This window comes from Staphylococcus haemolyticus (genome assembly GCF_006094395.1).
GTDB lineage: Bacteria > Bacillota > Bacilli > Staphylococcales > Staphylococcaceae > Staphylococcus > Staphylococcus haemolyticus.
Genome location: NZ_CP035291.1, coordinates 63978 through 78119, shown reverse-complemented (window position 1 = coordinate 78119; position 14142 = coordinate 63978). Strand labels below are relative to the sequence as shown.

Genomic DNA, 14142 nt, shown 5'->3' with positions numbered 1-14142 from the left:
AAAAATATATAATAACGCTACTTATTAATGCCCACCCAGATTTTAATAATGAATCAACGTATACCGCCAAATTAAAAAATTTATTTCTAGATAAATATAAAACTACATTTCCAAACGAGGAAATTGAAGAATTAAATTTATATGATATTAATGTACCTCGTATCGAAGGTGATCAATTATTAAATGTTTGGAACAAGCAAAGTTTAGGCGAGTCCTTATCAGATGATGAAACAAAAATTGCTGATATGTCGGCATTCTTATTAAATCAATTTAAAGCTAACCATCGCATTGTCATTCTAACACCACTTCACAATTTCAATATCACATCTAGATTAAAAGACTACATCGACAACATTATGATTGCTAGAGAAACATTTAAATATACTGAGGATGGTTCTGTTGGCTTAATGACCGATGATTATAAAGCACTATTATTACAAGCAAGTGGTGGTGTCTATACAAATGACGACCGTTATACGCCACTTGAATTCTCATATTACTATTTAAAAGAAATGTTTAAAGAAATCATGGGATTTGATGAGTTTTACATCGCTCGTGCCCAAGGTACGTCAGTCTTACCTGAAGACGAAATCTTAGATGCTGCAAACAAGGATTTAAACAACGTATTCGATGCGTTTTACACACAAAAATAGATCCAATTACACATAAAGTGAGCGGGATATTGACATTACCCTAGTTATGTCATCCCGCTCACTTTTTTAAATTTATTAAATTAATAAATCACTACACAATATTATCAATAATTTCTTTACGTAATTTACCTCTGATTTCAGCCATCGTATTTAAATTATATTTTTTATAATCTCCTGAGTTTAATCGGAACGCATGGACACCAATGACTTCATTTTTACTATTTAAGACTGCCCCACCAGAAGAACCTGGTTCAGCCATCATTTGATAATAGCCAATCGGGTTCACATTACGTGCAGGCATCGTATATTTCCCTTTTGAATGATACATTGTACCGGCAGGATCATTTTTATATTTACCAGTCGGCTTACCATAATGGTACATGTGAATAGGCGTATTTGCTTTCATTGCTTTAATTGAACTTTCTGATGCAATCTTTCTTATCTTCATATACTTTGAAATATCTTCATACGTATACACTAGAGAAACATCACCATATTGCAACATTTGAACACCAAAGACTTCAAGTGTACGCACAATTTTAGATCCCTCTTGTAATATGTTGATACGCATATTTTGTGGTTGTGACGGTGTCAAAGGCTTATGCGCACTTTGATCATTTACAACATGATTTGCAGTTAGAATCGTATGCTTTCCAATTGCTGTACCAGTGCCATATGTTAATTGTTTTGCTTTTGGATTCCAATTATAAACTGTTGCGATATTGGCATCTTTCGCCTTAGCATGTTCAATGGTTACACCTTTGTTTCCTGATTTCTTCATAATTTTTAAGGCGTCATCAATACCTGATTCTTTCGTCGTTTGACCGAAATCACGTACATTATCACCACCAGGCACATTAGATGGCCAACGCTTAGGTGCTTGATTGTAATAATTCTTCTTCGTCGTTGATGATGCTTTTTTAGACGCTTTGACTGTTGTTTGTGCACTTGGTTTCGCAGTTTTAGACTTAGTTACAACTGCCACTTTCGTAGATGGTTTACTTGCCGATACTTTTGACGAAGTTGGCTTACTTTTTGTTTTAGTAGTTTGCGCTAATAACTGTGGTCTCGCGGATTGCGTGCGTGTTACTTTTGATGCTTTTTGTGGTTTTTTATTTGTTGAGACAACTTTTTTGTTAACCTTAGTTGGTTGCTTTTGTTTTGAAAAGTTTTGCGATGAAGGTTTTACTTTAGTACTTTTTGGTGTCACATGTGTTGAAGTAACATGTGCTCGTTTAGAAGGTGCCATTGTCTTTTGTAACGAAGCTTGATTGCGATTTGTTACCTTAGACGGCGTTTGTACCTTAGTCTGCGTTGCTACAACTTTATCTTTAGATACATTTACTGACTTATTTTGTTGTTTAACGACAGGTTGTTGAGATGTTTGTTGTACATCTAATTTATCACTTTTAGTAGAAGCATTCGCTTCATTAAATTGAAAATGAAAAGATAAACACATCATTATCAGAAAGACAACTAATATAAGTGAATATCTCTTTAATGCTACCCCTTTGTTCACTATACTCATCCCTACTTTCATCATGTTTCAAATTAATAAATTTTTGCTTTAATTTATTATATACCTTAATCAATGTACACTACAATATTCATTTTTATAGTTTTTTAACTTTTAATAAATATTACAATTATATAATATCGAATTGCCATCACTTTGATTTATAACAATTTATTCACACGTTCATAAATATACAAAAGACAGCTAGTAGAATTTAATCTGCTAGCTGCCTATTTTAATAAATATTTATGATTATTTAGACTTACTATTTTTTTGTTTTCTCTTTTGCAGATAAACGCCAAATACAATTGCCATTCCGACTATTATAAAGAATAGCGTATAAAACATAACATGAACCAACGTACCTAAAGACATTTCTAATGAACTCCTCTAATGCTACATTTCATTATCACCGTAACATTAATCCCTGCCTAGTTCTATCTTCCTTCTATAGGGAGGTAAGACTTACCTCTTCTTCTAATAAATAAAGACCTCATGACTATCATCACGAGGCCTTGATATGAAGCATTAATATTTTTTATCTTATATCGTATTATTCATTCTTAAGGGCTTTTTCAATCGCTTTAACGTTCTCTTTCATAAATGATTGGTACGTATTTTTGTCGTCATCTTGTTGTTTCGTATGTGAGCCCATATTGTAGAATTTAATTGTTTTTGCGTCAGTCTCTCTTCTAACTGTGTCGGCAACTTTGTTAGATACATTTTCTTCAGCTAAGATATATTTCACTTTATCTTCTTTAATTTGTTTAACAATATTTGTTAAATCTTTTTGGCTAGGTTCTTCAGCATTCATATTTTCAATACCTTCTTGTTTGAAGTTATATCTATCAGCTAAATAACCAATAGAGTCATGTGAAATATAAACTGTTTTACCTTCATTACCTTTAACTGCTTCTTTCATATCTTTATCGATGCCTTTTAAGTCTTTAACTAATTTATTATAGTTATCTTCATAGTAATCTTTATGTTTACTATCTTTCTTAACTAATTCATCTTTAATTTCTTTAGCAAATTTTTGACTAATCACAGGATCTAACCAGATATGAGGATCATACTTGCCATGATGATGGTGCTCATGCTCTTCGCCGTGTTCATGTTCTTCACCATGTTCATGCTCATGTTCGTCTTCTTCACCTTTTAATAAGTCACTATTTTTATCTAATGTTGATTCTAAAGATAATGTTTTATCTTTATCATTAATTGCTTTTGCAATTTTCTTAGCTACGGGATCTAAATTATCACCTGTGTATACGAATAAATCTGATTTGCCAATATCAACCATTTGTTTCTGACTTGGGTCATATGTATGTGGGTCTACTCCGTTTGGATAAACTGATTCAACATCAACATATTTACCACCGATTTGTTGCGCAAATGATTTAAGTGGGTAAACTGTCGTCTTAACTTCTAACTTACCTTTATAATCAGATGATTTATCACTATCACCTTTGCCACATGCTGCAAGTGATAATGTTAAAACAGCTACAAATAATAAAATAATACTTCTCTTAAACATGTACACATCTCCTAAATCAAAATCATTACGTTTTATTATTTACATTAATTCGTCTAATTGTCAATGATAATTTTTAAAATTATTAATGTTAGACATCGGTAATGCATTTAATCTCTCTTAATTTATTCATTTTTTGAAAATGTGTATCGATTTAGGTATACTTTTTAAATAGTAATAATTACGATTTGATTATTGATTTATTTCCCTACCTCAATAACACTGTAAAATCGTAACGTCGGTATCTCATTCAAAGTTAGGAGTTTATTATGGAAATCATTATTGTTGGAGGTTTCTTAGGCAGCGGTAAGACAACGACATTGAACCACCTGATTACAGACGCCTTGGATCATAACTTAAAAACCGCATTAATTATAAATGAATTCGGAAAAATGAGTGTCGATAGTCAACTCATTCATCCAACTATTCCTATCAGTGAGATTGTAGAAGGCTGCATTTGCTGTGCTATGAAATCAAACGTTTCACAACAATTGCATGAAATATATTTAGAACATCAACCAGATCTTGTGTTTATAGAATGTAGTGGTATCGCTGAACCATTGGCCGTTGTTGACGCCTGTCTAACACCTGTACTAGCTCCAATTACCACTATTAGAAGTATGCTTGGCATCATTGATGCAAAGTTGTACGAGAAGATAGAAACATACCCTAGAGATATTCAAGCGTTATTCTATGAACAGCTAAGTTATTGTTCTACGCTATTTGTAAATAAAATTGATATTGCTGATTTTAATCAAGTCGCTCGCTTATTAAGACATCTAGAGGTCATTAATAGAGACGCAAACATACAAGTAGGACAATGGGGAGAATTAGCGTTAAACACATTGTTAAACGTGAAACATTTAGATGCTAAACAAAGAGGTACACTCCATCACGCCATCAATCATCAGTTGATAGATACGCCTCGCTCACAAACAAAAGCAGATTTCATTGAAAGGTTAACCCAACTCCCACAACAAGTATACCGTGTGAAAGGATTTGTGCGTTTTACAGATAGTAAATTGATACATTTAGTTCAATACGCTGAAGGAGAAATCGAATTAACACCGATTCAATTCAAATCAGATGTTCCTTTGTATTTGGTAGTTATTGGAAAGCACTTAGATGCTATCGAGTTAGACTTATAACACTAAAAAAATCCAACACGAGATCGTGTTGGATTGTCATATAAGCTTTTACTAAACAAAAGTAAAGTAAGCGCTAGTGAATGATAATGCCTTTATCCGTCGTTTCAATTGTGGCATTCTTCGGTGCTTTAATCATTTTCCAAACCCAGTAGAAATCGCCAGCGCAACATCCTGCATGAAATGTGGCAAAGAAGAAAAAGAGCCCCCGTGGAAACCACCCTAAAAATAACGTCACTATAAATAGCATTGTGATAATGACAAACGGTGCAATACTACTAATTAAAAACGTAAACGGTGTAAACGTCCCACCTGGTATCGCACAATAAATCATACCGCTAGCTGCCCCAAAGTAGACTTTATTCTTAGGTGAAAATAGTTTGAAAAATATCCCGTGAATACACTCATGAACAACAAACATAAGTACAATAAGAATAATCACGAATAATGCGTTAACTAACAAAGAATCAAAAAATTTAGGTGTATCCGAAAACTTCATAATAAAATAAAAAATGATACCGAAAACGACAAAGCTAATATATGAATATATAGCTAGTTTATTCGCTAATTTTTTATCTTCTAACAAGTTAATTTCTTCCAAACATAACGCCCCTTTTGAAAGTTTTGTTACTACAATCGTAATATGATTTCGTGAAGTTCACAATGCATCGTTGTTTCATTTTTGATTTATTTTACTTTTAACTTTAAAGAAGCACTCTTATTATTCGCTTTATCTTTGGCATACATAATGAGTGTTGTTCCTTTTTTCTGTGGTCTTATATTAATCGTAGGTTCTGTTGCAAAGTTAAAATTATATGCACATCTATACAAAACTATAAAAGCAAATATTGTTTTAACAGTAAAGCGTTTTGTCATCTTCATTCCTCTTGTTTAAATATAACTAAAGCCAGAATGAATAGTGTGTATACAATGTATCAATACAAGATACTGTCTATGAAATTTCATACATGATGACTTTATAACAACTTTACTCAACAATGTTTTTCAAATCACTATCACTCATGACTTATCATAATAAAAATAAAGCATCCTTCACTTTGCGATGAGGGATGCTTTATGAATTTTCACATTAAAAATGAACCTGCAGACTATTCTTTTTTACTCAATTCTTTATCAAGTTTTACAAGTGTTGGTTTAGGAATATGAATGCCTTCTTCACTAAAGTATTGTATGACCTCTTTTCGAAGCAAACGTTGTCCTGGAAAATGCATTCCGGGCTTAACATGTGCTAAAAGTTTAATCACCATTTCATTGCCATCAACACTATCTAAACCAAGCAATTCTGGTGCGGATACAAATATGTCATATTTATTCTTTAATGTAGGTAAAAATCTTAATAATTTCTCTTCTATTACTTTATAATTCTCATTTGGAGAAATCGGTATCATCACAATAGGCGAAACATCTGTAGCAGAATAATTGACTATTTCACTAATCATACCATTAGGTAATGTATAAATTTCTCCAGTATCTGATTGTATACGTGTTGATCTTAAACCAATCGTTTTAACCGTACCTTCAGCAATTGTTACCCCAGATGCATTAATTTGAACATAATCACTCACATCAAACTGTCCTTCAAATATAATAAAGAAACCAGTAATAATGTCTTTTACAATTGTTTGTGCTCCGAAACCAACGGCAACACCAACAACTCCAGCTCCTGCTAAAATTGCTGATACACTAATACCGAAACGTGAAAGTATTGACGTAAGGACAATAAACCATACGACATAACTTATTAAATTTTGAATCAATGTGGATAGTGTTTCACTTCTCTTAATTTTATGACGGTTCTTTTTCTTTTCATTAACGTTGAAAAATTTAGTGACTAACTTTCTTGATATCGCAATTACAATCATACCCATCAAGATATAAGCAAGTATAATTAAAAGATTAACCAAAAGATTTTGATAGAACTCTATTTTCATCATTGGCTCAAATAGTTTATATAATGTGTCCTTAAACTGACTCATAATAACAACATGACCTCCTATTGTTAAAACAATCAATATTTTCAATGTACAAATCTTTATAGATAATGAGCAGTAAGTCATTTCTAAATATAACACTTATAAATAAACAAAGCACCCTTCACTTTGTGATGAAGGATGCTTTATGAATTTCCATATAACAAATTATCTTAGGACTACTGATTATTTTCAGTCACTTCCAGATGTAATCATAAAACCATCCATCGAATAACATTTGCCATTTTTTCAAACTTTTATTATTCGCATTTTCTATTTCATAACTAATTTTGGATATTGAGCTGGTTTCTTCAGAATTACCTTTTATATTATCAGGTTTTATTTGATAATCTGTTTGACTCATGATTCATCATCTTCGCTAGGAGTGAATTGTACTGCATCTGTAAAAAATATATCCTCTTCTTTATTTTCTACAAAAGTAAATTCTAAATTTTTAGAACCTACGGATGATCCTTTTAAGTCGCCATCCCCTTTTAACAATAACTTAGGGGCTTGATTGGTTGGAATATCATATCTTTTTCTTAATTGTTTCACGTTATAGTCATTATTATTCAGTTGATATTTCGCAGAATAACTAGGAATATTAGGATTGTATGAAATATCCCCGTTTTTATAATCATTAATATCTTTAAAGTTGGCATATTGTACAAAAAATTTGAAGTTTTCTATTTCTTTTTTTAGTTTGTCATTAGGTATCGGCTTCGTTGGAATAATTTGATTGTGTTCCATTTTTACAGGATATCTCTTTTCATCATCTTTTAGTCTACCTTTACTGTCATCTGTTGTTTTCCTCACATAATAATAACCTTTAGTTGTTCTAGTATTGTGATTAATATATAGAAAGATACCTCTAGATTCCATGTACTTGCCTTTTGGTTCAATTGTCATGGTAGATCCAACTATCCATGTCCCTTTATCCTTTTTATCAAACTCTTCATCACGATAACCCTCTTTATCATAAATTGGTAAACATTATATAAATCAACTTCTTAAACATCTACATATTATCCAACAATGAACATATAATACATTTAAGATGGAATTCAAATTTTATTTTACTTTCATAAATAATAAATAAAACCCGCCTCACTTACGATACGTTTCTGCGTATCAGATAATGATGCGGTTTTTAATTATTGATAAGGATTGCCATACTTATTACAATACTCATAGAAGCCTCTTTGATACATATAGATTTGCCTTTCAATATTTTCTTTACTATCAAATTCAAGTCCTTTTAAAATGAGTTCGGCAAACTCTAATGCTGCCGTTCCATTAGCAGTAACTAAATTTCGATCTTTTTCTGTAATAATTCAACAAATTTATGCTTTAACAACTTTAAAAAAGACAATTTCACTATTGAGCTCTTAGATTATAAGTTCAGTAGCACAAATTGCAAATGCTCTATCTAATTCTGTGACTGTTTTAATAAAACGTTAACATTTATCCTCACTTAACTCTATCACATCATAATTCATTAACAGATTGACGAACTTATCTGTGTCTATGATTGTATTGTGATTTATCCAAGTTTTTATATTTTTAAGCCCTTCTTCCAAGCTTTCATTGATACCAACATAATCAATAATTAATCAATCTCACTAACCTATTTTTAAATATACTATTAACTTGTGCAATAGTTGCATTAAATGAAATGTGATGTATATTGATTAATCATATACATCACATTCCATCATTATGGAATAGTATCGAATTTTAAACTAATATGAATATATAAGTCATTAAGTTTCAAAAATTTTTCAAATCATTTCAGTATATCAACATGCTATACTATATATATATTTAGAAATTAAACACAATTTTACATTTTATAAAGGAGTACAAAATGTCATTAACAATTAAAGAACTTCATAATATTTTAGGAGGTAATCTCCTTGATGCTGAAGGTAAAGAGGACAATGTTATAAATAATTTTGAGAATTGGTTCCCCTTTATTCATAATAAAAGCACAGCCTACATATCGCCCAATAAGCATACATGGAGACGTTTTGGTAGAGATGCAAACGCAAAAGAAGGTAATGAATATATAAAGAAGGATAAGGAAGATTTAGGATTAATTATTACTGAAACCTATGTTCCTGACATGAAGTTTAAAACTCCTCAATTAGTTATCAATGATTCTGCAAACACACTAACTAAATTAGCTGAAGAAATGAGACTACAGTATAAACACCCTGTTGTTGCTATAACAGGATCAATGGGAAAAAGTTCAACTAGAATGCTGATAAGTGCTGGTCTTAAAGATTATTATCCTCTTCAAAATAGATTTAATAATAACATAAGATCCGCAGTATATTTATTATTATGCAAAATGATTAGACAACCAAATTTTGCTGTTTTAGAAGTATCATTAAACGCATTAAATGCAGTTGGTAATTCATCATATTTAATAAAACCAAATATTGCTATAGTTACTGGTATAGGTGCTGCTCATATGTCTACATTTAAAGATATTCTAAATATTGTAGAAGTGAAAGCAAGTATTTTTGATGGTTTAACTCCTGAGGGAGTAGCAATAATTAATAAAGATACATTACATTCAGATATATTAATCGAACGCGCCAAACAAAATACAAGTAATGTTATTACTTATAGTACACATGACTCTAGCGCAACAATTTGTCCTAAATCTATTCAATATAGTAAAGGCTATACAGTTATAACAATTGATTTTAACGGACAAAAATATACTTATAGAATTAATTCAATAAGTGACGGTATGGTTGAAAACTCTCTAGCCACATTTGCTACATTATCGCATTTAGATATACCACTAGAAAGAGCCTTAGAGAACTTAAGTACATTTAAACCATTTGAAAAAGTTTTAAACCTAAAAGAAGTTGAAACACCTAACTATAAAGTTAACTTAATAGATGATACACACAACGCTTCATTACCAGCAATGATTAATGCTATAAAAGCATTTAATACTCAAACAAAATTTTTTAAAGGTAATAAAATTATTGCGATTGGGCAAATTAGTGACTTAGGTAAGCACTCTAAATCATTGCATTTGCAATTAGTTGATGTTCTAGAAAATAGTAATGCAGATTATATTCTATGTATGGATGATGCTTTAAAGAGTGTCGTTACAGGAGTAAAAAGCAAAAATATAACATGGTATTCTAATAGACATCTATTAGAAAAAGATTTATTGTACCTAAATAAACCAGATTCATTAACTCTATTAAAATCATCAGCAGGTGGTACAGAATTTCCAAAATTAGCAAAAGAATTACCTGAGAAATTAAATAAATATAATATTAATAATTCGAACACTTCTTTATTTGATGGTCAATCCTTGAACGGTCGCAGTTATATGATTATTGATGAAAATTATAATGTCATTGAATCTCATAACAGAGAACATTCAGGTACAATTGAAGGCTTAGGCCCTATCTTTAATTATTTAAAAGCTATAGATGATAATGTATCAGAAGATACTATTTTTATTGCTAACTGGGCAACAAATAACAAACTTTATTATGAAGGAAAAGAAACGACAACTTACGAATTGATGAAAGCCATGCTTAATTCACCTATGTATACACCTTCTTATGAATTATCTAAGTATTTATTTGAAAACGGTCCAAAGCGCGATGAATATATCAATTCAAAAATAGAACATTTAAGTCTTTCAAATTCTGTAGCAATAAATTTAACTGGACGTCATACTATGAGAGAACGACAAAACTTCACTGTTGACGACTTATTTAAAATTTTAAAAGCATATAAAAATACCCTATTTAAATTTACTAACGAAATAATTATTGGCAGGAAATATAATAGCGGTATTATAAAAGATAAAGATAAATTTATTATATTTACCTCTTACCCAAACTTAAATGAAATTAAAAATAAACTAAATAATAAATAACAAAAAATGAGGTTGAATTAAAATGATATATTCAGTAGGGAATAGGTTAGGAAATAAATTAACCGGAATTGAAAAAGCGATGATTAATAGACACAACTTATTTAAAAATCACTCGATAACTAGTAAATTGATTTTTGCATCGTGGTCACCTCGTTTACATTTTAATGCAAGTCTATTTCAAATTGAAGATGACGATATATTAAGCTTATATGATGTGCTACAAGACAGTATAAATATAAAAAGCATCCATAAGGACTGGATCACTCATTGGACTAAAGAGTGTAATTATACACTAAAATTTATTGAAAATACCAATGATATAAAGATATATGAAAAAAGCAACTATAGAATGTATGTCCATTTTAATGATAGTAATTACCAACATTTGGATTACATAAATCATTTTGATGTAAATCAACGTAAAATACGTCGAGATCTATATGATTCAAGAGGCTTTTTAAGTTGTTCAAGAACTTTAACAACAAATCAAAAAGTAGTTTGTGAACATTATTACACTCCTGAAGGTACTATAAAGTTCCAAAAATTTTTTAATCCAGAACTTGAAAATTCACAATCACAACTTATTATTTATAACACCGATTCTCAACTTAAGTATTTTAATAATGATCAGGAATTACTAGCATTTGCAATTGAAAAATTGTATAAAAATGGAGATATTTTCCTGAGTGATAAAAATATAAATACTGCACCAATATTCAATAATACTAGTGAAACAATACCTGTTTTAGCTGTTTTGCATAGTACTCATGTCAAGAATATTGACATGGTATATGAATCGGACATCAAAAATACTTATAAACATGTTTTTAACAATCTAAATAGATACTCTGGGATAATTGTATCGACTAAACAGCAACAATTGGATATATCAGCTCGAATAAATAATGAAATCCCTGTTCATACTATACCAGTAGGATATATTGATGAACATTTTACTAATTTAAAAAGAAATAATCATAGTATAAATAATAATAAAATTATTTCCGTTGCACGTTATTCTCCTGAAAAACAGTTGAATCATCAAATTGAATTAGTTTCTAAATTAATTAAAGAATTTCCTAACATCCAACTACATTTGTATGGGTTTGGTAAAGAAGAAGAAAAATACAAGCAACTAATCACTGAATATAATTTAGAAAACAATGTGTTTTTACGAGGGTTTAGAAGAAATTTAAGTGCTGAGATTCAAGATGCTTATATGTCTCTAATTACTAGTAATATGGAAGGATTTAATTTAGGTTTATTAGAAACTATAACTGAAGGCATACCTCCAGTTGGCTATAATTCGAAGTATGGTCCTTCCGAATTAATATTAAATAATGAAAATGGTTATTTAATTAACAAAAATGATAAAGATGAATTATATAATCGAGTGCGAAACCTATTATTAGATAAGACTTTAAGAGATACTTTTTCTCAAGAATGTATCAAGCACTCTAAAGCTTTTTCAAGTAAAATTGTTATGAAGTTATGGGAAGATAGATTTTCTACAATTAATTCAAGTTATGAATAGCTCACATGTTGTTTAGTTTTTTCAGTTATTCTTTATGAAATTAGAATTTTAGTTATATGAAAAATAATTATTAAAGAGCAAATTAAAAATGGTTGATTTCGTTTTTATGTAAATCAACCATTTTTTGTAAGTCATTAATTTAAATTTCAAATACTTATTTTACCTATTAAATGCAAGCTGATATTGTACATATCCAGATAAATAATGTTCGATATCATCAATTCGAACACGATAACCGTGGTGTTTAATAAAGAAACTTCCTAGTATTCTTGATGGGTTTTTAAAATACATAGCAATTTCAGGATAAAAGAATCCAACTCTTTGATAATCTGCTCTAATATTAATTACATCTATCAAATATTGTTCATCTATTAAATTGTTTACCAATTCCTCGCGACCCGTATCTTTCGCTTTTTGAACTAATCTATATGTGGCCATTAACATTTCTAAGAATGTTGGAAATGTTGTTTCACGATTTTTAATATAATCTAAGTAATTATTCACATTTTTGATTCCAAATTCAAAATATTTGTCTTGTGGATTAATTTGAACTAATTCATTCGTACAATATCCTAACCAATGATCATGATATTGCCAATATTTCTTCTCAATGAAACGGTCCATCAAATTTTCTACAGTTTTTAGCCATAGTTCATTTTCATCCTTTTGATACAATCTCAATAAAGCAAGCGCTGCTTCACCATCGTAATAAATAATTCTAAACTTCTCTTTTACGCTTAAATCAGGATAATTCAATAAGTGAGTTGTCTCATATGTATCTTCATCTATCATTGAAAGAATACCTTTAGCCACTTTCTGAGCTGACTCAAGAAATTTAGGATTATCTTCATGCTTTAAATATTCACAAACTGCGAATATAAATGAAGCATTTTGTCCTAATTTGATTTCATTTGCTTCCTCTGTATCATCAAAGATATAGGCTTTATCACCAATCTCAAACAGTTGATTTAAAATGATATAATCAATTGCTTTTTCAACAGGTTGTAAGCTTTTACCTAAATAGGACAGACCCTCAATTAAGGCATAAGTAGAAGAAGAGTGTCTTAAAACATTGTAGAATCCAATTTCATTATCAAAATGAGGAAAATATCCATAAATATATTTACCATTATCTAACAACATATTTTGTAAGAAATTAGTACTACTTTCAATTAATTGATCAATTTCATTATTTAAATCATTTACTTTTCTTAAACCTTTTTTATAGCCTTCGCTATATAGTTCATGTACTTCTTCATCACCTATAAAGAAACCTTGTGTATAGAATTTAATAACTTCTTTTTCATTATAGAACTCACTAGAAAATGCCTTTTTATTTGTAGTATATTTGCGTAAATAATTATTGATGTTTTTTTCCGAAAGAAATAACTCTTTAGTAGTATTATCTGGTCGAACAAAAGCATTCGCGTTAATTTCTTCAGGTAATACTGCAAAATTCCATTGACTATCAAATGCTATACCAAAATCTACATAATTTCTTCTTGTATTGATCAGTGTTTTTTTTAATTCTTTAAATAATATTTTTTCAGTCGAGGTTACAATATCTAATTTAATCCACTCAGGAAATTCCCCAGATTTCTTTTTAAATTTAAGTGCCAATTTTGAAATATCTTGTTTGAGATAATTAGTTTTTTTTAATAACTTAACCTGTGCTTTAACACTTGACTTACCTAAACTAAAAAAAACATAATTATTAATTTCAGTCTTATTATTTACTTCAGATATTAATTTCTCTAATTTATGTTCAAATTCCATTGTTTCCTCCTTATTTTTATATATTTGTCCTATTTCCATTAATTTATATCATAGTATTTAAAATAAAACCAGGC

General features: G+C 29.8%; 12 protein-coding genes and 1 pseudogene. 4 read left to right on the top strand and 9 right to left on the bottom strand.

The window, feature by feature from the left end:
* Positions 1 to 8 precede the first annotated feature (8 nt).
* Positions 9 to 653, top strand: coding sequence for an FMN-dependent NADH-azoreductase (locus tag EQ029_RS00340; RefSeq protein ID WP_029376608.1), 645 nt, complete (start codon positions 9 to 11; stop codon positions 651 to 653).
* A gap of 91 nt (positions 654 to 744) precedes the next feature.
* On the opposite strand, the gene EQ029_RS00335 is transcribed toward EQ029_RS00340, so the two are convergent.
* The 3 genes from EQ029_RS00335 to EQ029_RS00330 all read right to left on the bottom strand — a co-directional run bounded on the left by EQ029_RS00335 (position 745) and on the right by EQ029_RS00330 (position 3706).
* Entirely contained in the window at positions 745 to 2115 is a 1371-nt protein-coding gene (locus EQ029_RS00335) for a trypsin-like peptidase domain-containing protein (protein ID WP_037570125.1), read from the bottom strand.
* 306 nt (positions 2116 to 2421) lie between these two features.
* Positions 2422 to 2544: a hypothetical protein gene (locus EQ029_RS12810; protein ID WP_011274455.1), complete on the bottom strand. Its 123-nt coding sequence runs from the start codon at positions 2542 to 2544 to the stop codon at positions 2422 to 2424.
* Between the two features lie 178 nt (positions 2545 to 2722).
* A complete protein-coding gene (locus tag EQ029_RS00330) occupies positions 2723 to 3706 on the bottom strand; it encodes a metal ABC transporter solute-binding protein, Zn/Mn family (RefSeq protein ID WP_011274454.1) in 984 nt (327 codons plus the stop codon).
* A 266-nt stretch (positions 3707 to 3972) separates the two neighbouring features.
* Here EQ029_RS00330 and EQ029_RS00325 point away from each other — a divergent pair, with 266 nt between their 5' ends.
* Positions 3973 to 4851 (top strand): CobW family GTP-binding protein, encoded by an 879-nt coding sequence (locus EQ029_RS00325; protein WP_011274453.1) that lies wholly within the window; start codon positions 3973 to 3975, stop codon positions 4849 to 4851.
* A 73-nt stretch (positions 4852 to 4924) separates the two neighbouring features.
* Here the strand turns inward: EQ029_RS00325 and EQ029_RS00320 are convergent, their stop codons facing one another.
* The 5 genes and pseudogenes from EQ029_RS00320 to EQ029_RS00305 form a co-directional block, all read right to left on the bottom strand.
* Complete coding sequence (locus tag EQ029_RS00320) at positions 4925 to 5449, bottom strand: DUF3267 domain-containing protein (RefSeq protein ID WP_011274452.1); 525 nt, start codon at positions 5447 to 5449, stop codon at positions 4925 to 4927.
* Between the two features lie 86 nt (positions 5450 to 5535).
* On the bottom strand, positions 5536 to 5724 hold the full coding sequence (locus EQ029_RS00315) for a hypothetical protein (RefSeq protein WP_016930486.1): 189 nt from the start codon (positions 5722 to 5724) through the stop codon (positions 5536 to 5538).
* A gap of 233 nt (positions 5725 to 5957) precedes the next feature.
* Positions 5958 to 6845: a mechanosensitive ion channel family protein gene (locus tag EQ029_RS00310; protein ID WP_016930485.1), complete on the bottom strand. Its 888-nt coding sequence runs from the start codon at positions 6843 to 6845 to the stop codon at positions 5958 to 5960.
* 190 nt (positions 6846 to 7035) lie between these two features.
* On the bottom strand, positions 7036 to 7203 hold the full coding sequence (locus EQ029_RS12490) for a hypothetical protein (RefSeq protein WP_016930484.1): 168 nt from the start codon (positions 7201 to 7203) through the stop codon (positions 7036 to 7038).
* A pseudogene (locus EQ029_RS00305) lies at positions 7200 to 7820 on the bottom strand (tandem-type lipoprotein); the annotation flags it as partial. The pseudogene EQ029_RS00305 and the gene EQ029_RS12490, both read right to left, overlap by 4 nt.
* An 886-nt stretch (positions 7821 to 8706) precedes the next feature.
* On the opposite strand from EQ029_RS00305, the gene EQ029_RS00300 reads away from it, so the two are divergent.
* Entirely contained in the window at positions 8707 to 10758 is a 2052-nt protein-coding gene (locus EQ029_RS00300) for a Mur ligase family protein (protein WP_057504674.1), read from the top strand.
* Between the two features lie 22 nt (positions 10759 to 10780).
* Entirely contained in the window at positions 10781 to 12292 is a 1512-nt protein-coding gene (locus EQ029_RS00295; protein ID WP_000640645.1) for a glycosyltransferase family 4 protein, read from the top strand.
* 159 nt (positions 12293 to 12451) lie between these two features.
* Here the strand turns inward: EQ029_RS00295 and EQ029_RS00290 are convergent, their stop codons facing one another.
* Complete coding sequence (locus tag EQ029_RS00290) at positions 12452 to 14068, bottom strand: hypothetical protein (protein ID WP_000393940.1); 1617 nt, start codon at positions 14066 to 14068, stop codon at positions 12452 to 12454.
* Between the last annotated feature and the right edge of the window lie 74 nt (positions 14069 to 14142).